Origin of the sequence: Solilutibacter tolerans (assembly GCF_900155935.1) — a bacterium.
GTDB classification, from domain to species: domain Bacteria; phylum Pseudomonadota; class Gammaproteobacteria; order Xanthomonadales; family Xanthomonadaceae; genus Solilutibacter; species Solilutibacter tolerans.
The window spans coordinates 133259-156037 of sequence record NZ_FTLW01000005.1; the positions used below are offsets into that span (position 1 = coordinate 133259).

General features: G+C 61.4%; 21 protein-coding genes. 8 read left to right on the plus strand and 13 right to left on the minus strand.

Features of this window, described 5'->3' with window-relative positions:
- Positions 1–10 precede the first annotated feature (10 nt).
- Complete coding sequence (locus BW989_RS10935; protein WP_083688515.1) at positions 11–2209, minus strand: M3 family metallopeptidase; 2199 nt, start codon at positions 2207–2209, stop codon at positions 11–13.
- A 170-nt stretch (positions 2210–2379) separates the two neighbouring features.
- Here BW989_RS10935 and BW989_RS10940 point away from each other — a divergent pair, with 170 nt between their 5' ends.
- Positions 2380–2808 carry a CBS domain-containing protein gene (locus tag BW989_RS10940; protein ID WP_076588217.1) on the plus strand — a complete coding sequence of 143 codons (429 nt, stop codon included), beginning with the start codon at positions 2380–2382 and terminating at the stop codon, positions 2806–2808.
- Positions 2809–2953: 145 nt separating this feature from the next.
- The gene (locus BW989_RS10945; RefSeq protein WP_076588219.1) at positions 2954–5053 is read left to right on the plus strand and encodes an amidohydrolase family protein; all 2100 of its coding nucleotides are present in this window, start codon (positions 2954–2956) and stop codon (positions 5051–5053) included.
- 57 nt (positions 5054–5110) lie between these two features.
- On the opposite strand, the gene BW989_RS10950 is transcribed toward BW989_RS10945, so the two are convergent.
- Positions 5111–5923 (minus strand): ferredoxin--NADP reductase, encoded by an 813-nt coding sequence (locus BW989_RS10950; protein WP_076588220.1) that lies wholly within the window; start codon positions 5921–5923, stop codon positions 5111–5113.
- Between the two features lie 91 nt (positions 5924–6014).
- Here BW989_RS10950 and BW989_RS10955 point away from each other — a divergent pair, with 91 nt between their 5' ends.
- The gene (locus BW989_RS10955) at positions 6015–6557 is read left to right on the plus strand and encodes a DUF488 domain-containing protein (RefSeq protein ID WP_076588222.1); all 543 of its coding nucleotides are present in this window, start codon (positions 6015–6017) and stop codon (positions 6555–6557) included.
- Positions 6558–6563: 6 nt separating this feature from the next.
- Here the strand turns inward: BW989_RS10955 and BW989_RS10960 are convergent, their stop codons facing one another.
- From BW989_RS10960 to BW989_RS10975, 4 genes are all read right to left on the minus strand, one after another.
- Positions 6564–7295: an NYN domain-containing protein gene (locus BW989_RS10960; RefSeq protein WP_242651435.1), complete on the minus strand. Its 732-nt coding sequence runs from the start codon at positions 7293–7295 to the stop codon at positions 6564–6566.
- A gap of 25 nt (positions 7296–7320) precedes the next feature.
- Positions 7321–9174, minus strand: a complete 1854-nt coding sequence (locus tag BW989_RS10965; protein ID WP_076588225.1) for an ABC transporter ATP-binding protein — start codon at positions 9172–9174, stop codon at positions 7321–7323.
- Between the two features lie 74 nt (positions 9175–9248).
- Positions 9249–11378 carry a TonB-dependent receptor family protein gene (locus tag BW989_RS10970; RefSeq protein ID WP_083688519.1) on the minus strand — a complete coding sequence of 710 codons (2130 nt, stop codon included), beginning with the start codon at positions 11376–11378 and terminating at the stop codon, positions 9249–9251.
- Between the two features lie 62 nt (positions 11379–11440).
- Entirely contained in the window at positions 11441–11974 is a 534-nt protein-coding gene (locus BW989_RS10975) for an SRPBCC family protein (protein WP_076588228.1), read from the minus strand.
- A 128-nt stretch (positions 11975–12102) separates the two neighbouring features.
- On the opposite strand from BW989_RS10975, the gene BW989_RS10980 reads away from it, so the two are divergent.
- On the plus strand, positions 12103–13623 hold the full coding sequence (locus tag BW989_RS10980) for a fumarate hydratase (RefSeq protein WP_076588230.1): 1521 nt from the start codon (positions 12103–12105) through the stop codon (positions 13621–13623).
- Here the strand turns inward: BW989_RS10980 and BW989_RS10985 are convergent.
- From BW989_RS10985 to BW989_RS10995, 3 genes are all read right to left on the minus strand, one after another.
- Positions 13620–14960 carry a mechanosensitive ion channel family protein gene (locus tag BW989_RS10985; protein ID WP_076588232.1) on the minus strand — a complete coding sequence of 447 codons (1341 nt, stop codon included), beginning with the start codon at positions 14958–14960 and terminating at the stop codon, positions 13620–13622. The genes BW989_RS10980 and BW989_RS10985 overlap by 4 nt on opposite strands.
- A gap of 35 nt (positions 14961–14995) precedes the next feature.
- The gene (locus BW989_RS10990) at positions 14996–16261 is read right to left on the minus strand and encodes a phospholipase D-like domain-containing protein (protein ID WP_076588403.1); all 1266 of its coding nucleotides are present in this window, start codon (positions 16259–16261) and stop codon (positions 14996–14998) included.
- 127 nt (positions 16262–16388) lie between these two features.
- Entirely contained in the window at positions 16389–16889 is a 501-nt protein-coding gene (locus BW989_RS10995) for a DUF456 domain-containing protein (RefSeq protein ID WP_076588234.1), read from the minus strand.
- Positions 16890–17128: 239 nt separating this feature from the next.
- Between BW989_RS10995 and BW989_RS11000 the strand changes: the two genes are divergently transcribed.
- The gene (locus BW989_RS11000; protein WP_076588404.1) at positions 17129–17338 is read left to right on the plus strand and encodes a cold-shock protein; all 210 of its coding nucleotides are present in this window, start codon (positions 17129–17131) and stop codon (positions 17336–17338) included.
- 112 nt (positions 17339–17450) lie between these two features.
- On the opposite strand, the gene BW989_RS11005 is transcribed toward BW989_RS11000, so the two are convergent.
- Together BW989_RS11005 and BW989_RS11010 are read right to left on the minus strand one after the other, a co-directional pair.
- Complete coding sequence (locus tag BW989_RS11005) at positions 17451–17918, minus strand: glycine zipper 2TM domain-containing protein (protein ID WP_076588406.1); 468 nt, start codon at positions 17916–17918, stop codon at positions 17451–17453.
- 194 nt (positions 17919–18112) lie between these two features.
- Positions 18113–18562 carry a cytochrome c gene (locus BW989_RS11010; protein ID WP_076588408.1) on the minus strand — a complete coding sequence of 150 codons (450 nt, stop codon included), beginning with the start codon at positions 18560–18562 and terminating at the stop codon, positions 18113–18115.
- A 73-nt stretch (positions 18563–18635) separates the two neighbouring features.
- On the opposite strand from BW989_RS11010, the gene BW989_RS11015 reads away from it, so the two are divergent.
- Positions 18636–19430, plus strand: coding sequence for a tRNA threonylcarbamoyladenosine dehydratase (locus tag BW989_RS11015; RefSeq protein WP_076588236.1), 795 nt, complete (start codon positions 18636–18638; stop codon positions 19428–19430).
- Positions 19431–19444: 14 nt separating this feature from the next.
- On the opposite strand, the gene BW989_RS11020 is transcribed toward BW989_RS11015, so the two are convergent.
- The gene (locus tag BW989_RS11020) at positions 19445–20215 is read right to left on the minus strand and encodes a TatD family hydrolase (protein ID WP_076588238.1); all 771 of its coding nucleotides are present in this window, start codon (positions 20213–20215) and stop codon (positions 19445–19447) included.
- Positions 20216–20224: 9 nt separating this feature from the next.
- Positions 20225–20464 (minus strand): DUF6116 family protein, encoded by a 240-nt coding sequence (locus BW989_RS11025; protein WP_076588240.1) that lies wholly within the window; start codon positions 20462–20464, stop codon positions 20225–20227.
- Positions 20465–20682: 218 nt separating this feature from the next.
- On the opposite strand from BW989_RS11025, the gene BW989_RS11030 reads away from it, so the two are divergent.
- Together BW989_RS11030 and BW989_RS11035 are read left to right on the plus strand one after the other, a co-directional pair.
- Entirely contained in the window at positions 20683–21486 is an 804-nt protein-coding gene (locus BW989_RS11030; RefSeq protein WP_083688549.1) for a glycine zipper 2TM domain-containing protein, read from the plus strand.
- 118 nt (positions 21487–21604) lie between these two features.
- Positions 21605–22768 carry an acyl-CoA dehydrogenase family protein gene (locus tag BW989_RS11035; RefSeq protein WP_076588242.1) on the plus strand — a complete coding sequence of 388 codons (1164 nt, stop codon included), beginning with the start codon at positions 21605–21607 and terminating at the stop codon, positions 22766–22768.
- The last annotated feature ends 11 nt before the right edge of the window (positions 22769–22779 follow it).

Sequence of the window (22779 nt, forward strand, 5' to 3'; positions counted from 1 at the left end):
GTGGGTCAGCTTAGCGCTTGGTGGGGGTCGCGGTCAGCCCGCGGCGTTCAAGCAGGTAGCGAATCTGCGGCTCCTGGCCGGAGAAATCGTGGAACAGTTGCAGCGCGTCCTTGCTGCCACCCTGCGAGAGCAGGGTCTTGCGGAAGCGGTCGCCATTGGCGCGAGTCAGGCCGCCGTTCTGCTGAATCCACGCAACCGTGGTCGCATCCAGCACTTCCGACCAGATGTAGGCGTAGTAGCCGGCCGCGTAGCCGCCCATGATGTGGCTGAAGTAGTTGGTGCGGTAACGCGGCGGCACGGCGGCATAATCGAGGCCCACGCGCTTGAGGGCGGCAGCTTCGTAATCGAGGATGCCGGCGGCGTCGGGTAGCTGGTTGGCACCGACCTGATGGTAGGCCTGGTCCAGCAGCGCGGCGCCGAGGTACTCCGTGGTGGCGAAGCCTTGGTTGAACTGATCGGCGGCCAGCACCTTGTCGAGCAACGCCTTCGGCATCGGCTCGCCGGTCTGCCAATGCACGGCGTAGCTGGACAGCACCGATGGCCACGTCGCGCCCATCTCGTGCACCTGCGAGGGGAACTCGACGAAGTCGCGCGGCACGCTGGTGCCACTGAAGTACGGGTACTTCACGTCGGAGAACATGCCATGCAGGACATGGCCGAATTCGTGGAAGGTAGTGTTGACGTCATCCCAGGTCAGGAGTGCGGGCTTGCCTTCGCTTGGCTTGGTGACGTTGAGGTGGAACGCGACCACCGGCTTGGTGCCAAGCAGGCCCGACTGCTGCACATAGCTGCTCATCCACGCGCCACCGCGCTTGGAGGGACGCGCGAAGGGATCCACCACCACCAGCGCGAGTTCCGAACCATCGGCGTTGAAGGCCTCGTAGGTCTTGACGTCCGGATGGTAGGTCGGCAGGTCCGGGCGCGGCTTGAAGGTCACGCCGTAGAAATCGCCGACGAACTTGAACACGCCCTTCTCGATGACGTTGTTGAGTTCCAGGTAGGGCTTGAGCTCGTTCTCGTCGAAGTCGTACTCGGCCTTACGCACCTTCTCGGTGTAGAAGTCCCAATCCCACGATTCCAGCTTGAAGGTCGGTTGGCCCTTGGCCTTCTGCTCGCGGTCAATCATCGCCTGCAATTTGGCACCTTCCTTGCGCGCGTTGGCGACGGCCGCCGGGGCCAGTTGCGACAACATCTTGTTGACGGCTTCCGGCGTCTTCGCGGTCTGGTTTTCCAGCGAGAAGGCGGCGTAGTTGGGGTAGCCCATGATCGCGGCGCGCTCGGCACGCAGCTTGGCCACGCGCGAGACGATCTCGCGGTTGTCCCATTGGTTGCCACGAGTACCGCGAGCCAGCGAAGCCTTCATGATGCGCTCGCGCAGCGCGCGGTTCTGCAGCTGGCCCATCAGCGGCTGGCCGGTGGTGTTGAGCAGGGCGATACGGTACTTGCCTTCCTGTCCCTTGGCCTTGGCCGCATCGGCCAGCACCTGGATCTGCTCGTCGGACAAGCCAGCCAGTTCGTCGCGGTTGTCGACCACGATGGCCGAGTCATTTACTTCTGCCAGTACGTTCTGGCTGAACTTGGTGGACAGCGTGGCCATCTCGCTGTTCATGGCCTTGATGCGCTCTTTCTGCTCCGGCGTCAGGTTGGCGCCGGCGCGGACGAAGTCATCGTAGTACTCGTTGACCAGGCGCAAGCTTTCGGCATCAAGGCCTAGCTGATTGCGTTGCTCGTACACCGCCTTGATGCGGGCGAACAGGGCGGGGTTGAGGGCGATGGCATCGCGATGCGCGGAGAACTTCGGCGCATAGTCGGCCTGCAGCTTCTGGATTGCGTCATTGGTGTTGGTGGCATTGATGCCGCTGAACACGGCCAAGGTGCGGCCCAAGGTCTGGCCGGTACGCTCCATCGCCACGATGGTGTTTTCGAAGGTAGGTGCCTCGGAGTTGTTGGCGATGGCATCGTATTCGGCGCGCTCTTCCTGCATGCCGCGGTCGAAGGCGGGGGCGAAGTGTTCGATCTTGATCTTGTCGAACTGCGGGTACTGCCACTGCAGCGGGCTGGGCGCAAACAGCGGGTTGGAAGCGGTCTCGGGCATCGATTCACTCGTTGCGTCAGCGGTGGTCTCGCTGACAGGCGCGGTGGCGCAGCCTGACAGGGCGGTGGCGATGGCCAGCGTCAATGCGCTGGCAAGCAGTCGGTGTTGGGACATCGGGCGTGCAACCTCTTGATCCGGAAACGATCAGGGTATCGCATCGGGCCTGACCAAGCCCCTGCCATCAGTCAGCCCGCCACCTGAACGCCAGCCGCTGGCGTTCACGCATCAGCGACCTGGTGGTGGGGATGCTGCATCCCTGATTTCATTCCCTCCAGGAGCTCCAAATGTCAGACATCACCAGCGTGATGACCTCCAACCCGTCCAGCTGCCGCATCGACACCCCGCTGGCTGATGTGGCCCAGATGATGGTCGACAGCGACTGCGGGATGATCCCCGTGGTGGACGAAGCCAACAAGCCAATTGGCGCGGTCACCGACCGCGACATCGCCACCCGTATCGTGGCCGCCGGCATCGATGCAGGCCTCAGCAGTGCTGGCGACGCGATGACCTCGCCAGTCAAGACCGTGACCATGACGACGAGCTTGTATGACGCGACCTGCGTGATGGAGGCGGAGAAGATTCGCCGCGTGATCGTGGTGGATGGTGACGGTCAACTGGCGGGCGTGGCGGCTCTGGCCGACTTGGCCCTGGCCGGCAAGAGTGAGGCCACGGCGCAGGTGGTCAAGGAAGTCTCGGAGCCGGGCAAGGCCTGATTTCCAGGCCGTCGCAGCCGGTTCGCTGCGGAGCGCCACCTGTTTGGTGGCGCTCTTTTTGCTTTGAGAGTGCGTGTTGTTTGGCCCGTCTCGCGGGCCTATATTCGGTTGCATCCGCCGGAATGCCGGCTCGGGGAGAACGGCCATGCGGCAATTCCTGACACGCACCGAAGCACGCGCATCGATATTTCTACTGGCCGCGATGCTGCTGGCCGCAATGCCGCTACAGGCAGCAGAAACCCTGCGTTACGTGATCCTGGTCGATGGCGGCAAGCAGGCGGGGCACCAGACCACCGAGATGGCCGATGACGGCACCGTCCGTACCGAGTTCACCTTCAAGGACAACGGTCGCGGCCCCGAGCTAAAGGAACGGTACCGCCTTGCTGCCGATGGCAGCTTCGCCGACTACGAGGTCAAAGGTACGTCCACCTTCGGGGCGCCGGTCCATGAAACCTGGCAGGTCAAAGATGGCCTTGGTCGCTGGAAATCCACCTCGGACGCGGGGGAAGCGCCGCAGCGCGATGGTGCACTGTATTGGTCCTTGGCTGGGACGCCACAATCGTATGCGCCAATGCTGGCGGCGCTCGCCAAGCGTGGCGATGCCGGTGTCCCGCTGATTCCCTCAGGCATATTGCGCGCCCGCGTGATCGACGAGGTCACGCTCAATCGCGATGGACAGACGCGCAAGGTGAACTTGCTGGCGATGACGGGTGTCGGCTTCACTCCGACCTTCGTCTGGGTGACAACCGATGGCAGCCCACGCGTCTTCGCTTCCATCCAGCCGGGTTGGATGCAGATGGTTGAAGCGGGCTGGGAAAAACAGGCCGATGAGCTCGAGAAGCGACAGAAGGTCGCCGAAGCCAAGGCGCTAGTCGACCTCAACAAGCGCCTGTCGCATGCCATCCCGGGCGTGACGCTGATCCATAACGTGCGTCTGTTCGACAGCGAAAAGGGTGTCGTCAGCCCACTGTCATCCGTATTGATCCGCGATGGCCGGATCGTGCGGGTCGGTGAGGGCGATTGGGCGACGAGTGACCATGTCGGCAATGCGCTGGAAACGGCCAGCATCGCGCGCACATTGGATGGCGACGGTCGCGTGCTGATGCCCGGTTTGTTCGATGCGCATGCGCACACCTCACGCTGGAATGGTGGTCTGGATCTTGCAGCTGGCGTTACCAGCATTCGCGACATGGGCAACGACAATGCCACGTTGCAACAAGTCATGGCCGAGGAACGCGAAGGCAAGCTGCTGGGTGCACGCGTGGTGCCGGCCGGCTTCCTGGAAGGCGAAAGCAAGATGTCGGCGCGTAACGGTTTCGTCATCAAGGATCTGGATGGCGCCAAGAAGGCCATCGATTGGTACGCCCAGCACGGTTACCCGCAGATCAAGATCTACAACTCATTTCCCAAGGACATCTTGAAAGATACCGTGGCCTACGCGCACGAAAAGGGGCTTCGGGTCAGTGGTCACATCCCGGTATTCCTGCGCGCGCAGGATGCGGTGGATGCCGGCTACGACGAGATCCAGCACATCAACCAGGTGCTATTGAATTTCCTGGTCGACGAGAAGACCGACACCCGCACGCTGGAGCGTTTCTACCTGCCGGCGAAGAAAGTGGCGGATATGGACTTCGACGCACAGCCTGTGCAGAACTTCATCGCCTTGTTGGCCAAAAAGCAGGTGGTGATCGATCCGACCCTGGCCACGTTCGATTTTCTGCGTCAACGCTCAGGACAGATGTCGAAGGCGTTCGCTGCTGTGGCCGATCACATGCCACCTGATGTGCAGCGCGGATTGCGGGTCGCCGAATTCAACATCCCCGATGACGCCACGGCTGCGCGATACGACAAGTCGTATTTGAAGATGGTGGATTTTGTCGGCCGCATGCATCGTGCGGGCGTGCCGATCGTCGCGGGCACCGATGGGTTGCCGGGCTTCACCTTGCAGCGTGAATTGCAGCTATACGTGGATGCGGGAATGACCCCGGCGCAGGCGCTGCAGACCGCGACTTGGAACCCCGCCAAATATGCCCGTGTGTTGGATGATCGAGGCAGCATTGCGGTGGGCAAGCGTGCCGACCTGATCCTCATCGATGGCGATCCGGCCCACGATATCTCGGACATTCGCAAAGTGGCGACGGTGATCAAGGGCGACATCGTCTATTACCCGAGCGAGGTCTATAGCGAATTGGGCATCAAACCGTTCGCCGATCCGGTCAAGCCGGTCGATTCAGTTACGAAATAATTTCCTAAGATCTGGCGTGGCCGCACGATTCAAGTGCGGCCGACTCCCCATGCGGGCCTACTTCTCGACGAACGCGCGCTCGAACACATATTCGCCAGGCGTACCGATGCGCGGCGCCGCGTTGAAGCCACGGCCGTCCAGCAGCGCGCGGAAATCCGCCAGCATCGACGGACTGCCGCAGACCATCGCACGGTCATGTACGGCGTCGAGGGGTTCGATGCCGAGGAACTCTGTCATCCGACCATCAGCCAGCATCTCGGTGATGCGTCCACGATGGTCATGCCCGCGATACTCGAAGTCCTCACGCGAGACAGCGGGGAAATAGAGCAGTTTGTCGCGCACGATATCGCCCAGGAGCTCGTGCTCGGGCAGAGTGGTTTCGAAAAACTCGCGATAGGCCAAGTCCTCCGCGCTGCGCACACCATGGCAGACGATGACCTTGTCGAAGCGCTCGTAGGTCTCTGGATCCTGCACGATCGACAGCCACGGCGCGAGGCCCGTGCCCGTGCCCAAGAGATACAAGTTGCGGCCTGGATGCAGGTCGGAAATCAATAGTGTGCCGGTGGGCTTGCGGCTGACCAGCACCGGATCACCCGGCTTCAAATGCTGCAAACGTGAAGTCAGCGGCCCGTCCTGTACCTTGATGCTGAAAAAATGCAGGGTTTCTTCCCAATTCGCACTCGCGACCGAATACGCCCGCACTAAAGGCTTGATGCGGCCATCCGCGGTTTCCGTTTGCAGGCCAATCATCACGAACTGGCCGTTCTCGAAGCGCAGCCCCGCATCGCGGGTGGTGGTGAAGCTGAAATACGCATCGGTCCAATGATGGACCTCGAGCACGGTTTCGGTGAAGTACGGCGATTCGGACATGGGGGTGTCGATAGGGGTAATCCGTCCATTTTACCGGGCTTGGGGTTTTAGGTTTGATCCGGGACAAACGCGAGTCATGCATCATCGGCCTATGCAGCCGCCACATACGCTCTGGACAATCGGCCATTCCACCCGGCCTTGGGAGGAATTCGTGGAGATGCTGAAGGCAGCTGGCATCGAAGTGTTGGTCGATGTGCGGCGTTTTGCTGGGTCGCGGCGCAACCCGCAGTTTTCGCGCGACGTCATGCCCGCCGCGCTGGCAGAAGCGGGCATCGAATACCTGCCGATGCCGGCGATGGGCGGCCGGCGCAAGGCTTTGCCGGACTCCCCGAATACCGCGTGGCGTGTCGAGGCCTTTCGCGCCTATGCCGATCACCTTGCCAGCAGCGAATACATCGGCGCACGCGAAGCGTTGATGCAGGTCGCCGAGCGCCGTCGTACCTGCGTAATGTGCGCAGAGGCGGTGTGGTGGCGCTGCCATCGTCGATTGATCTGCGATGACTTCGTCGCACGGGGCTGGCAGGTGATTCACTTGATGGCGCCTAACCGCAGCGAACAGCACGTGCTGAACGTCGAAGCCCTGATGCAGGGCGGTGTCTTGCGCTATCCCGCGCCTCAACCCGATTTGTTTTGAAGCTGCTCAGTCTCGGCTACGCACGAATACCGAATTGGCACGTCCATCGGCGCCTTTGCGCAACTCCAGCGCATAACCGCTATGTGCGGCGATGAGGTCCTTCAACTTGGCGAAGCCATAGGTGCGAGTGTCGAAGTCGGAAGCCAGCCGCGACAGGTTGCTGCCGACCGCGCTGAGCGATGCCCAGCCTTCGTCATCCGATGCAACATCGACCGCCTCGTGCAGCAAGGCGTCCAATTTGCGATCCGCCTTGAGTTTGCCGGGCTGCTTGCTCGCCTTGTCGGGTGCTTGCTCGTTGCCCAGATTCTCGATGTAGATGAACTTGTCGCAGGCCGCGACGAAGGCCTGCGGCGTCTTGCGTTCGCCATAGCCGTGCACGGTCAGCCCTTGCTCGCGTATGCGTGCAGCCAAACGCGTGAAGTCGCTATCGCTGGAGACTATGCAGAAACCATCTAGATGACCGGCATAAAGCAGGTCCATCGCATCGATGATCAGTGCGCTATCTGTCGCGTTCTTGCCGGTGGTGTAGTTGAATTGCTGGATAGGTTGCACGGAGTGATCCAGCAGCATTTTCTTCCAGCCGGACAGGTGTTGCGATGTCCAGTTGCCATACGCGCGACGAACAATGGCCTGCCCCGACTTGGCCACCTCCTGCAACAGCTGAGGCAGGCGTTCGGACTGGGCGTTGTCGGCATCGATCAGCAGGGCAAAACGGGCAACTTGGCCGGGCATACTCATGGCGGTTTCCCTGTGCGTGGATGGCTCAACGGTAACCCGCCGCCTGCAATTCGAACAATTCCGCGTAACGGCCGCCTTGCGCCATCAGCTCGACATGCGTGCCGCTGGCCTCCACCTTGCCATCGGCCAGCACCAGGATGCGATCTGCCATGCGCACGCTGGAGAAACGATGCGAGATGAGCACGGCGGTCCGATCTTCCGACAATTCCTTGAAGCGCTCGAACACCTCGTATTCGGCGCGTGCATCGAGCGCTGCAGTCGGCTCATCCAGGATCATCACCTGCGCATCGCGCATGTACGCGCGCGCGATCGCGATCTTCTGCCATTGGCCACCGGACAGATCCACACCTTCCTTGAAGCGACGGCCGATGACCTGGTCGTAACCCTTGGGCAAGCCTTTGATCACCTCATCCGCCATGCCTTTGCGGGCAGCAACTTCGATACGGGCCATGTTGTCCATGTCGTCGATGTCGCCGACGCCGATGTTCTCTGCGGCGGTCAGGTGATAGCGCACGAAGTCCTGGAAGATCACGCCGATATTGGCGCGCAGCTCGTCGATGTCGTAATCACGCAGGTCGCGGCCATCCAGCAAAATGCGGCCCTCATCTGGGTCGTACAAGCGCGCAAGCAATTTCACCAAAGTGGTCTTGCCGGCGCCGTTTTCGCCGACCAACGCAATCACTTCGCCTGCGTGCAACTCGAACGAGAGATGACGCAGTGCCCAGCGATCAGCGCCCTCGTAGCGGAAACCGACATCCTCGAACACGAATCCGCTGCGGATCGGGCGCGGGACGGGCAGGGCGTCGGGCTTGGAGACAATTTCCGGTTGGATCTCGAAGAACGAATACAGGTCGTCCAGATACAAGGCTTGGCTGGCGACTTGCGAGAAACCCGTCAGCAGACTTTCCAGTAATTGGCGCAGGCGGCGGAAGCTTCCGGCGAGGAAGGTCAGGTCGCCGATGGTGAAATCGCCACGCACCGTGCGCCAAGCGATGTAGGCATAAGCGACGTAGTAACCCAGCGTGCCCAACGCCGCGAGCAAGGTGCCCCAAAACGCGCGTCGGCCGGCCAACTTGCGATTGGCCTCGAAGAACTTTTGCGACAGGGTGCGAAAGCGTTCGATGAAGAAGCGGTTGAGGTTGAAGATCTTCACCTCTTTCGCTGTCTCCACGCTCGCGCCCATCTGGCGGATGTATTCCAGTTGGCGGCGCTCCGGCGTCCATTGGAAATTGAGCGAGTAGTTGAGGGCGTTGAAATGTGATTCGCCAATGAAGGCCGGGATCAACGCGACGGCCAAGAGCACCATCAACCAAGGTGCATAGGCAAGCAGCCCAGCGGCGAAACTGATCACGGTGATCACGTCCTGCGCCTGGCCGAAGAGCTGACCCATCAAGCTCATCCGCCCCATGGTCTGGCGACGCGCGCGGTCGAGCTTGTCCTGCAGGTCGGCGTCTTCGAAATCTTCCAGATCGAGCGTCGCCGCATGCTCCATCAGGCGGATGCTGGTGGTGTTGGTGAATTTTTCGGACAAGACCGAATCGACATAGCTCACCAACCGGCCCAAGAGGTCCGAGCCGATCGCCAGCCCGAACTCGAGCCCGAGCAACATCATCAAGTGATCAAGCGCGCCGGATTGCCACGCCGTCGACAATTCATGAGCCACGCCCAGGCCAATCAGACGCACGGCTTCGTCGATGATCAGCTTGCCGATGTAGAGCGTGATGATCGGCATGAACGCACGAATCAGGCGGATGCCGATCGCGGCGATGGTCAGCGGTTTGCTGGTGCTCCAGATCTCGCGCAGGAACGGCGGAACGTTGCGCATCGCGGAGAAGCGTTGGCGGAGACCGAGTTGTTGTGGGGGCAGGGGGGGCGGCATCGCGGCAGGTTAGTGGTGGGAGTGTGATGTGGGTGCGATGTTGCTTTATTGCGGACGAGGGTCGATACGGTCAGTCAATCAGCAGCCTGCCAGCGCCAACCAAGCCCCAAGGTGAAGCTGCGCCCCGGTGCAGGCTCAAAACTTCGACCATTTGCCTCGTTGACGATCACCGAGCCGATATAACGGCGATCCAGAAGATTGTCGATACGGGCAAACGCATGCCAGCCCGCTGCATCCGGGTGTTGCCATCGCAGTGCCACGGCATGTCGTACATTGCCGGGCGCGGAGGCACTATTGGCATCGTCAACGGTGATCGCTGCATTGCCGGTGGTTTCCAGCGCCAGTGCTAGTGTTCGGTCGTCGCGATGCAGGTCGATGCGAGCGAAGCCCTGCACGCGCGGAATGCCCGGAATGCGATTGCCTGAAGGGATGGCACGCGTTTCGATCACCCCGTTGCGAATGACCTGCGTCTGCCATCCTTGGCTGAAGCATGCATCGATGAGGTTGGCGCTGAAGGTGTAGCTGATGTTCGTGTGCGGAGTGCCGGCAAGGCTAGCCTCCAGCCCATTTCGTCGTGTGCGTGCTGCATTGGCGAAGCTGCTGCGTCCACCGCTTGACATCACTTGGGTGATCTCATCGCGCCCATCGACCCTGTATAGCGCGATGCTGGCTTCATACCCACGACCGCGCCAACGCGCACCGATCTCTGTGCTGTTGAAATGCGCAGTACCCAGCGCAATGTTGAGGCCACCTGCGCCATCGGGCCGGTAGGCGAGTTCGGTCATGGTTGGGGTCTCGTAGCCTCGCCCCAGGCTTGCGAACACTTCGCCACCATCAAAGCGACGAGACAGTCCGGCGGAAATCGCGGTCTCGCTGTAATCCAGCCGACCGCTGTCATCGCCATTGCCGATTGCTATGTAGCGGTCCTGCGATTCAAAACGCAGACGCCCATAACGGATCGCAGCCAGTCCCGACCAATCATCAGACCAACGAGTCTCGCCACTCAGCCAGGCTTCGCTGCTGCGGACCCGATTGCTTTCATCACGGCGCAAGCGTCCGCGCACCCCCAACTCGGTGCCGATGAAATTCTCGAAGCCGCGGCGGTCCTCTTCCAGGGTGCCGATGTCGATACCGCCTGCCCACGCGCCGTGCTCACCCCCACTGCGGTGCGACAAGGACAAGCCGCTACTGCGTCGCCCAAGGTCAATCACGCCGCCTGCATGCGAAGGCGGGCGCTGCACGGCGATAGGGATGGCCAGAAATTGGTTGATGTCGCGGCGGGTATGCCACAGGGCCAACTTCAGCTCACGTCCATTGGCATAACGCCAATCCCAGCGTAGTCCTGCCTGTCGTTGTTCGATCTCTTTGCGCGTGTTGAACGCAAGCGCGACGGGGTCCGTGCCTTGCGGTGTCAGCCGCCATTGCGCGGGCGTCAGGCCCAAGGGGTCATCGGTCTCTGGCTGCCTCAGCGCATCGACCACCAGTTGCATTTTGTGGTCAGCATTCGGCGTCCACTGGGCGATGGCATGTGACTCATCACGTCGCGCCGCGCTATGGGGACGATGGCCATCGGTGGTGAAGTAACTGATGCCGACGCGCCCGCGCCAGTTGCGCGCAGCACCATCCGCACGCAACAAAAAGCGCTGGCTGCCATTGCTGCCAAACCAGCCTTGTGAACGCAACTGGTTGTCATCGCCCAACACGCTTTCGCCGATGATCGCGCCGCCCGCGGCATTGCCGTATTGCAGTGCCAACGGGCCACGCAGCACCTCGATGCGATCCAGCATCGACAATGCAAACCCAGATGCCTGGCCTTGTCCATCCAGTGCACTGGCGGGAATACCGTCCGTCACCAGGCTTAGGCCGCGCACGCCAAAAGTGCTGCGTGCACCAAAGCCGCGACTCTGCAGCTGCACATCCTGCGCATAGTTGTAGCGTTCCATCGCGATCACGCCGGGGACAGCCTGCAAGGTCTCGGACAAACTCAGCTGGCGCTGGCCATCACGCAAGGCCTCGCCATTGATCACGCTGACGGCGCCGGGAAAGTGGCTCAGGGGGATGCGATGACCGCTGACTTGCACGTGGTCGAGCACCTCGGGCGTGGATTGTGCAAATGCGGTCACAGGCAACAGGACAACCACCGCCCATCGCGCCGATGTCGGCTTGTGTGATGAATGTGCAGTGCTGATTGAGGCTGGCGACATCAGCCCAGATTACACAGGCCGTATGTGCATTCCTCGTTGACCTGGCATGTCATCGCCCAAGCTCAATTTGCAGATTCCGAGATGCGCTTCAAATTGGCCAGACTTTCTTCGAAGTCCTTGCCGATCATGGCATCCATCGACACGAATACCGACATCAATTTGGAAATGAAATTATTGTCGCCACGCATCGACCAAGTGACCTTGGAGCCACTTGCGGTGGGTTCGATGTCGATATCGGTACGCGCCTTGGAGGCGAAGGGTTCGATGAACTCCAGATCCATGCCCACCTTGCGGCCGGGGATCGACTCGATGATGGCCATGCTGCCCTTGCCGACGTCCTTGTTCCCTTGCCATGCGTATTTGGCACCCACGCCGGCGTCTGGGCCGTCGAAAGAGGTCTGCATCGCTGGATCGAGCTTTTGCCAGGGGGACCACTGCGGGAAATGGTGGAAGTCATTAACCAGTGCGTGCACACGCGCGGGCGGGGCCGCCAGCTCGATGCTGCGGCTGACCTCATAGGTATCGGGACGGGTCGCGGCATAGGCCATCAGCCCCGCGACGGCGACGATGAGCGCGATCAGGATCTTCTTCAGCATGGCGCTCTCCCCCTAGGAATGCCGATCATAGGCCGACGAGGGCGGCTTGGGATGTGCCGCGCAGGTGGCCACAAGCCTGGCCCGCCCGGGCGGATTAAAATGCGTCTTTCGCCAGCCCCGAGCCCGCCGTGACCTCGATCAAGCAAGAAGACTTCATCCAGTCCATCGCCGATGGCCTGCAGTACATCAGCTACTACCACCCGGTCGACTACATCAAGAACCTTGCCGCCGCCTATGAGCGCGAGGAATCGCCGGCGGCCAAGGATGCGATGGCGCAAATCCTCATCAACTCGCGCATGTGCGCCGAGGGTCATCGCCCGATCTGCCAGGACACCGGCATCGTCACGGTGTTCCTCGAGATCGGCATGGGTGTGCGCTGGGACGATGCGACCATGGGCATCGAGGACATGGTCAACGAAGGCGTGCGCCGCGCCTACAACCACCCGGACAACAAGCTGCGCGCCTCGGTGTTGGCCGACCCGGCCGGCAAGCGCCGCAACACCGGCGACAACACGCCCGCCGTGGTGAACATGAAGGTGGTGCCTGGCAACACCGTGGACGTGATCGTCGCGGCCAAGGGCGGCGGCTCGGAGGCGAAGAGCAAGTTCGCGATGTTGAACCCTTCCGACTCCATCGTGGATTGGGTGCTCAAGACCGTGCCGACCATGGGCGCCGGCTGGTGCCCGCCGGGCATGCTCGGTATCGGCATTGGCGGCACCGCCGAGAAGGCGATGCTACTGGCGAAGGAGTCGCTGATGGAGCCCATCGACATCACCGACCTGAAACTGCGCGGCCCGCAGAACCGCGCCGAAGAGCTGCGCCTCGAGTTGTATGACAAGGTCAACGCGCTCGGCATTGGCGCGCAGGGCCTCGGCGGCCTGACCACCGTGCTCGACATCAAGGTCAAGGACGTGCCGACCCACGCCGCCAACCTGCCGGTCGCCATGATCCCCAACTGCGCCGCCACGCGCCACGCGCACTTCACGTTGGATGGCAGCGGCCCGGTGATGCTGGATCCACCTTCGCTCGCCGATTGGCCGGAGCTTACCTACGACGCGTCCAAGGGCAAGCGCGTCAATCTGGATGCGGTCACCAAGGAAGAAGTCGCCAGCTGGCAGCCGGGCGACGTGCTGCTACTCAATGGCAAGCTGCTCACTGGCCGCGATGCCGCGCACAAGCGCATGACTGACATGCTCAACAAGGGCGAAGCGTTGCCGGTCGATCTGAAAGGTCGTTTCATCTATTACGTGGGTCCGGTCGACCCGGTGCGCGACGAAGTCGTCGGCCCCGCAGGCCCGACCACGGCCACGCGCATGGACAAGTTCACCCGCCAGATGCTGGAAGAAACTGGCTTGCTCGGCATGGTGGGCAAGGCCGAGCGCGGGCCGGCGGCCATCGAAGCCATCCGCGACAACGGTGCCGCTTATTTGATGGCAGTCGGTGGTAGCGCGTACCTGGTGTCGAAAGCCATCAAGGCGGCGAAGGTGCTGGCCTTCGAAGACCTGGGTATGGAGGCGATCTACGAATTCGAGGTCGAGGACATGCCGGTCACGGTTGCCGTCGATTCGCGTGGTACGTCCGTGCACCAAACCGGCCCGAAGCAATGGGCGGCGAAGATCGCGGGGATTCCGGTGGTGGTGGAGGCTTAAACCTCATGCGCTGTTCGGGTGTCAGACGGTGGCACCGTGGTTGCTGGCTTTTGCGTCAGCAAATCCTTCCCATCGGCGCTCTCCACATGGTCGATCTGATCGTCCAGCGTGCGGTCCACCGAGGTATCACGGTTGTCGCCGCTCTCGCGATGCTGGGTAGCGTGTTGCTCGTCGCCGGTTTCGCGGGTAAGGGCCACGCGTTGCACGCCGTCGGGTGGCACCAGTCCCTCCTCGCGCAGGGCACGTCGCACCAGTCGCATCGCCTCGCTGCGTGTTTTCGCCAAGTCGTTGCGATGCTGGTCGATCCAGCCCATGAATCGCAGCGTCGCGGCGTCGTTGGCCAGGTCCTGGATCAGGGCCGTGGGCGCAGGATCGTCCAAGACACCGTCGATGCCGCGTAGCGTGCGAATGCCAACGTCCATGGCGGCGTGCCAAGAGCGTCCCGTCGCCACGTTGGTGGCGAAATCGAAACGCCGCTTCGGATTGCGCGTGTAATTGAGTAACACCGATTTGAAGACGACCCCGTTGGGCAGCATGAGGTGGTTGCCTTCCACCGTCATCAGCTGGGTCGTCCGTGACGTCAGTGCCACCACGCGCCCTTCGTGTTGGTCGATGCGAACCAGGTCACCGGGGCTGAAAGGCCGCCGAAGCGACAACAGGATGCCGGCGATGTAGTTTTCGGCGATGTCCTTGAACGCAAAGCCCAACACCAGCCCAACCACACCCGCCGACCCCAGCACCGCACCCACCAGCGAGGTGGCGCCGAGAAGGTCGAGCGCCAGCAGCGACCCGCCCAGTACCACCAGCCCGCGCACCACGCTGCGTACCAGCCCATCCATGTAGGGGTTGTGGTTGCTCAGCCGTTTGACGAAGCGCAGGTTGCGGCTGAGCACGCCACCCAGCCACACGGACAGCAAGACGATGAGCAAGGCCATGACGAGCAGGGGAATGCGCGCGGCCAAGCGCATCAACTTCGCTTCCACTTCGTCCAAGGCCGCTTTGAAACGCACGCGCAGGTCCGGGTCCAGCTCGGTGCGGTTTTGCACCGTTGCGATGCCCGGGGTATCGGCGGCCAAATCGCTGGCTTGCTTGCGGTCGGGCTGCGTCGGCACTTCACCCGATAGTGTGGCGACACCGCTGCTGACGTCGGCCTCGACCTCCTGCAACGCCGGGCGCGCATCAAGTTTGGCCTCGACGCGGCGTTCGGCCTGTCGGTCCGCCGGCGTCACCGCGGCGGTGTCGCTCGCCGCAGGCGCCTCTTGGGCTGCGGCGCTCATGGTCACCATCGCCAACCACGTGGCCAAGACGACGTGCAGACAGCGCGTGCGAGTATTCATGGGATACGTTTCTCGCTAAGACTGGCCGGGTGGGCTTATAGCTGCGACTTGAACGGCAGCACAAACTTCTCCATAAACTTTTCCTTGGCCGGGCGTTCCTTCCACATCTGATAGGTGTAGCGCACCGTCGGCTTGATGTCGTCCTCGAATACCTCAGTCATACGGGCGGCGAAGTCGCGGTTGTAGATATTGAGGCTGGCTTCGTCGTTAAGTCGGAAACTCCGCACGTCGAAGTTGGTGGAACCTACGCTCACCATCAACTTGTCCACGATCAACATCTTGTTGTGCATCATCGTAGGCTGGTATTCATAGACTTCCGCACCGGCCATGAGCAGTTCGCCCCAGTGCGCCTTGGAAGCCAGTTTCACCGTGGTCGAATCGATGTGCTTGCCCGGCACGATCACACGAATGCGTACACCACGGTGACGCGCTGCGATCAAGGCCTGAATGATGAGGTCATCCGGCACGAAATACGCGGCCTGGAGATCGATGGTGTGTTCAGCCGCGGCGATCGCCATCAGGTACATGAGGTGCATCGACTCGCTGCCGCCTGCAGGTGAAGCGATGAACATGTGCGCATCCATTTCGCCGGCAGTCGGCAGCGCCGGGAAATACTCCGGCCCGTTGAGGACGATGCCGGTGGTCTTGATCCAATTGTCGTTGAACGCGGCCTGGAACTGGCTGACCACGGGGCCACGCACACGGAAATGCAGGTCACGCCAATGATCCGGATCCTGGGCATTGCCGGACCAGCTATCCGCGATGCCGACGCCGCCGGTAAAGGCGAGTTCGCCATCGATGATCAGCAGCTTGCGGTGGGTGCGGTTGTTCAGGCGGCCCAGGTTGTACCACTTGAGCGGCCTGTATTTAAGGATGTTGACGCCAGCCTTTTCCATCTCATCCAGCAAGGCATCGTCCATCTTGATCGCACCGGCCCAATCGACCAGCACGTTCACGGTTACCCCGGCGCGGGCACGCTCGGCCAAGGCATCGGCGAATTGCTTGCCGACCGTGCCTGACCAATAGATATATGTCTCGAAATTGATGTTGCGCTGCGCGCCTTGGATGGCCTCGAGCATTGCTGGAAAGATTTCGACGCCGTTTTCCAGATCTTGGACTTCATTTCCTTGCAACACCGAAGGGCCCAACATCGCGCCCATCTCGCGTTCGAACTGCGGATCGTCAACGGTGTAGCGGTGTTCGATCTTGCGTTCGAGCGTTTTTTCAGGCGTGGCGAAGTTCATCGCCAGCACGATGACGATCAAAGTCACCAATGCGGTGATGCCTATGGTCCAGATCATGCGACGACGACTCCAATTGAAGGGCATGGGGATGAGGCTCAGTCCTAGTCAATCCCACAATCATGCCCACCAGGTCGCCAGTGCAGGGTGAAGGACAAGCCGCCGAAGCCGGGTGATTTCACAGTTTTCAGATGAACCATGCCAGCGCGAAGATGCCGACCATGGTGAAGACCACGGCCAATTTCAATGCGATGCCAAGCACGATGCCGAGCCAAGTGCCTACGCCAATCTTCGCGGCAGCACTGATGTCGGCTTGCCCCATGCTGCGGCGATGCAACAGCTCGCCCGCCACCGCGCCAGCGAATGCGCCGATGAAGATGCCGAATGGCCCCAGCAGCAAACCGCCAAGCATGCCCAGCACCGATCCAATCACTGCCATGCGGCTTGCGCCGACCCGCTTCGCCCCCTTGGCTGTGGCCCAAAAATCCACCACCAGCGATAACGCTGTGAGTAAACCCAGAATCACCAGCGGTGCCCAACCGACCTTGTCGAAGCCATCCGCCCATGCCGCCAGCAGCAAGCCGGCGAATACCAGTGGCACGCCGGGCAGTGCGGGCAGCACCGTGCCGATGACACCGACCACCACCATCAAGGCAGCCAGCAAGTAGAAGAGGGTGGTGTTTTCCATCGAGGCATCCGGTTGTTCAAAAGGTGATTCTCGCCCAGTTTGCGGATTGCAATTTCACAATGGCAGCGATAAGTTGAGGCCGCTGAGTTCCAAGGGTCACCGTGGACCGTGGCCTGCGTGGTGGCTTCACTTGATGCTGCACCGTCGTTTTGCGATTCATACCCTTTGTGACCAGCATCGCCCGTCGTCGCAGCTCGCTGCATGATCGGTTGTCCTGCAATGTCCAAGGAGTCAGTTCGATGTCGAACCGTGAAACCGGAACCGTGAAGTGGTTCAACGATGCCAAGGGATTTGGCTTTATCAGCCGTGAAAGCGGCGAGGACGTCTTCGTCCACTTCCGTGCAATCCAGACGGATGGCTTCAAGACCTTGAAAGAGAATCAAAAGGTCAGCTTCGTCGTCGTCGAAGGTCAAAAAGGCCTTCAGGCCGATGCCGTCGAGCCACTCTGAATCGATCAAGCCAAACTTGGATCCAGTTGAAGCCCCGCTAGCCGGGGCTTTTTCTTGCTACAAGAAAAAGACCCGCATTGCTGCGGGTCTTTTCGTGGCCTTCAAGCAAGTATCAGCGCGCCCAAGCGCGACCGTTGTAGACACGGACATGCGAGCCCTGACGGATGCCGCCGATGTCACTCTGCGTCACCACGGTCTCGCGGCCATCCTGCATGCGCACATAGACGTTGTAGCTGCCACCTGCGCCGGTGCGGTTCTGGATGGCGTTGCCGGCGAGCGCCCCTGCGGCGGCGCCCGCAACGGTCGCGCTGTTTTGACGGCCTTCGCTATCAGTCTGGTCCTTGGCGATTTCGCGGGCAGCAACAGCGCCGACCACCGCCCCCACGACAGCGCCTGTTGCGCGTGGCATGGTGCTGCTGCCATTGACCATCTCGATGCGGGTCACGGTACCGCAGTCATAACAACTCGCGCTGGACGGTGGCGGCGCGTTTCCGTAACCGCCGTAGCCCGGTGAGGTCGTGGCGCAACCCGAGAGTGCGATGGTGGAAGCGGCCAGCGTGGTCATTGCGAGGGTGCGAATATTCATTGCCTGTCTCCTGCGTGGGGGATGAAGCTGCCATCACGCTAAGCGCCAGCGGGTGAATCAACCGCGAACCCGCAAGATTCAGACAAGACATGTCAGCGCCTGTTCATCGCCGCGTACGATGCGTGAAAGGCCAAAACGCAAAACGCCCGGGGAATCCGGGCGTCGTGTGCTTGAACCATGGTGCTGGATCAGGACTTCTTGAAATCCTCGTGGCAAGCTTTGCACTGCGCGCCGACCTCGCCCATGGTCGCCTTCAGGCTTTCGCAGCTCAGCGGTGGGTTGGACTGCGCCTTGTCCAATGCGGCACGGAAATTGGCGGTGTGCGTCACGAAGCGTTCGTCCTTGGCCTCATCACCAAAGGCCGGCTCGATGTCGTCGGCCATCCGGCGCAGGGTCTGCAAGTGCGGAATGGTCTCGTTGGCCGTGCAGCGGTTCTGCTCGATGTTCTTCTTGAGCTGGCCCATATGCCAGGACTGCACGGTCATCACGCTGTCCGGAAAATGGTCCTGCTTGGCCTGCCAGCTGCGAATCGCCATCACCGTGCCGACGATACCCAGCACCAGGCCAAGCAACAGCATGAAGAAATAACGGCCGGCAGCAGAAGGTTTGCGTGGGGTGGCTTCGGTCGGAGTCGACATGGCGGCGCTCATCGGTTGATTAGACAGGAATGGCCGCACCTTAGCACGCAACACAAACCGTTAAAATCACCTCATGAATACGGAATCAAAGGCGCGGTTTTCCGGCGTCGAACGTTTGTATGGTCAGGGTGCGCTGGATCGACTGGCGTCCGTGCACGTGTGCGTGGTTGGTATCGGAGGGGTCGGTTCGTGGGTAGTTGAAGCGCTCGCACGCAGCGGTATCGGCAAACTGACCCTGATCGATGCCGACGATATCTGCGTCTCCAATACCAATCGCCAGCTACCCGCGCTGGATGGCGCTTATGGCCGCAACAAGGTCGATGTCATGGCTGAGCGTTGCCGCGCGATCAATCCTGAGATCGACATCGATGCGGTTAGCTCATTCCTGACGCCCTCCAACATGGAGGCGTTATTGGGAGGTGGCTTCGATCTGGTGCTGGATGCGTGTGACAGTTTCCGAACCAAAGTGGAAATGATTGCCTACTGCCGTCGCCGCAAGCAGCCGATCATCACTGTGGGCGCAGCCGGTGGTCGCACCGATGTCACCCAGGTTCGCGTGCGTGATCTTTCGCGCACCGAACATGACGCGATGTTGTCACTGATCCGCAAAAAATTGCGTGGCGAGTTCAACTTCCCAAAGAATCATGACCGTTACTTTGGCGTGCCGGCTATATATTCGCTGGAGAACGTGCGTTATCCGCAGGCCGATGGCAGCGTGTGCGGCATTCGCCCGAAGATGGGGCCTGACGAGGCGCTCAAGCTCGATTGCGGGGCAGGGCTGGGTGCGGCCACACATATCACCGGGACATTTGCATTCGCGGCCGTGGGCAAGGCATTGGAGATGTTGCTCAAGCCGAAGAAGGCATGAGTTGATTTCGTTGCCTAGGAGACATTGATGCCGAACATTCGTTCGGCATTCGCGGTCGTTGCGGCGGCAATTGCTTCGCGGCTTTCAGAGCGCAGCTCGGCAATTACATCCAGCACGACTGGCAAGCGAGCGGGTTCGTTGCGTTGTCCGCGCCAAGCCGCATCCGGTTGGTCGGGCGAGTCGGTTTCCAACAACAAGTAATCGAGCGGCATCGTTGCTACCAATCGCCTTAATCGCTGCGCACGGTCATAGGTGACCGGACCACCAATCCCGAGCATGTAACCCAGTTTGTAGAGCTGTTCGGCCTGTTCAGGGCTGCCTGCGAAGCTATGGATCACGCCGCGGACGGGCGCGAAACGGCGCAGGGTGGCGATCACGGCATCGACGGCGCGACGGGCATGCACGATCACCGGCAGCTCAAATTCACGGGCGAGTGCGAGTTGCGCTTCGAAATAATGTTGCTGCTGATCGCGGTTCAGCTGGTCAAGGAAATAGTCCAGGCCGATCTCGCCCACGGCCACGCCATCACCCGACGTCAGTCTTTCGCGCAACGTGACCAGATGATGGGGTTCATGATCAGGCAGGTAGACCGGGTGCAGGCCATAGGCGGCATGCAAACATGGGTCGGATGCGCAAACTTCGTGCAAGCGTGGCCAGCCTTTGGCATCAATGGCCGGCACTATCTGGGCGACCACGCCTGCATCACGCGCACGCGCGAGGGCTTCGATGCGATCTACATCGAATGCATCGACATCGAAATGGCTATGGCTATCGACAAGCCGCATCGGCAAGCCTCAGCGACGCGTGGCGGAGCCATCGATAGGCGACTTGCCGTCATCGACGACTGATTTGTTGCGATCTTTCCAGTTGGCCAATACCAACGTGCCGAGGCCGAGCAGGATCTCGTCGATGAAGGGAATTACGTCCGGAACAATCACGTTGATCACGAACAGCGCACCCACCAGTTTGAACAGGGTAGGGTGCTTGAGCTTGCGGGCCCAGTTAAGGAAAGGAGCGAGGAAAAGGCGATTCATCGTGATGTCCCCGGCAGCGACTCGCTGCCTGTGTTGAAACGCTAGCACGTTGGGAGACGGGTGCTCGCATGCGTCACTTTTGGTGAGTTCGTGTTCACGAAAGTCCAGTTCAGGCAGGCGTCATCTAAAACGGCCTGCAGCCTGCCTTTGTTCAGCCGCACCGCGCTTGAATGCCTATGTCGAACGCAGGCGGAGATCCGCCGAAGGAGAACAAGATTATGTATATCGACAACAAAATTCTCGCTGTTGCGTTGGGTTCGTTGCTGGTGGGTGGCGGCGCCGTGGCGGCATACCAGAGCCTGCAGTCCGCCCCTGCGCCGACATCCGCCAACACCATGGTTGGTGCACAGCCGGGCATGCCGAAGAGCGATGCTGAAGTCGCGCCGCTGAACCTGACGGCGGGCTCGGACGTGGCGTTTGCGCCGATCGTTTCTGTCAAACCCGTGACCAGTAAGCAAGCCCGTTATGCGACCGTGCTGGACGTGGATCCGGTGAGCCGCAGCGTGGCGCAGCAAAAGCCGCGTCAGGAGTGCCGCGATGTGCCGGTGACCCAGCGCATGCCGGAGCGTGATGGCAACGTGGGCGGTACGGTCGCCGGGGCCGTGATCGGCGGCCTGATCGGCAACCAGTTGGGCAAGGATCGCAGCAGTGACCGTCGCAAGATCGAGACGGCCGCAGGCGCGGTGGGCGGTGCCTTCGCCGGCCGCTACATCGACCAGCGCCACGTGGGCGGTCGTGTGGTGCAGACCACCGAGCGTCAGTGCAATACGGTCACCGATACGATCAACACCAGCAAGGTCATCGGCTATGACGTGACCTTCCGTAATCCGGATGGGACGACGGGCATGAAGCGGATGTCCAGCAAGCCGGGCTCGCGGATCAGTCTGGGCAGTGCCAGCACGACCACCGGCTACGACGTGACCTACAAGCTGGACGGCGAGGAGCGCGTGGTGCGGATGGATGAGCGTCCCAGTGTGGACCGCTTCCGCGTGGTGGATGGCCAGGTCATCACCAAGGGTTGATCGGGCCCAACACACGTAAGCGAATGGAACGGGAGCCAGAAATGGCTCCCGTTTCCGTGTGGGGGGTGGGTAAAATGATGGACTTGTTTGACTTCATTCCTCTGGAACCGACCCCGCCATGGCCCTGCATCCCTACGATTTGTACGACGTCCGCTCCCTGCTCAGCGAAGAGGAGCGCGCCGTCCAGGACACCGTGGCCCGGTTCACCGACGAACGCGTGCTGCCGATCATCGGCGGCTGTTTCGACCGTGGCGAGTTTCCCAAGGAACTGATCCCCGAGATGGCCGAGCTGGGCCTCTTGGGCAGCACCTTGCCGGAGGAATACGGCTGTGCCGGCCTCAATGCCGTTAGCTATGGCCTGATCTGCCAGGAGCTGGAGCGCGGCGATAGCGGCATCCGTAGTTTCGCCAGCGTGCAGTCATCGCTGTGCATGTACCCGATCTACGCCTACGGCAGCGAAGAACAGCGCCAGCGCTGGCTGCCCGATATGGCCGCCGGCAAGGTGATCGGTTGCTTCGGCCTGACCGAGCCGCACGGTGGCTCCGACCCGGCCAATATGAAGACCCACGCCAAGCGCGATGGCGATGACTGGGTGATCAACGGCAGCAAGATGTGGATCACCAACGGCAACCTGGCGGACATCGCCATCGTCTGGGCACAGACCGATGACGGCATCCAAGGATTCATCGTCGAGAAGGACATGCCGGGCTTCACCGCCCAGGTGATCAAGCACAAGATGAGCCTGCGCGCCTCGGTCACCAGCGCGCTGTTCTTCGACAACGTACGCTTGCCCGACAGCAGCCGCCTGCCGAACGTGAAGGGGCTGAAGGGCCCGCTGGGCTGCCTGACCCAGGCCCGCTACGGCATCACCTGGGGCCCGATTGGCGCGGCCATCGCCTGCCTGGATGAGGCGCTCAGCTACAGCAAGGAACGCATCCTGTTCGATCGCCCGGTGGCGGCGACGCAGAGCGCGCAGTTGAAGATGGCCGATTGGGCGCGTCGCATCACGTCGGCGCAGCTGCTCTCGCTGCAGCTGGGGCGCTTGAAGGATGCGGGCAATATGCAGCCCACGCAGGTCAGCTTGGCCAAGTGGAACAACTGCCGCATGGCGATTGATATCGCCCGCGAAGCGCGTGATCTCCTCGGCGGCGCCGGCATCACCACCGAGCATTCGCCGATCCGCCACGCGCTGAATCTGGAATCGGTCATCACCTACGAGGGTACCGAGACGGTGCACCAGCTGGTCGTGGGCCGCGAGCTGACCGGCATCAACGCATTCTGATCGCGTCGGCG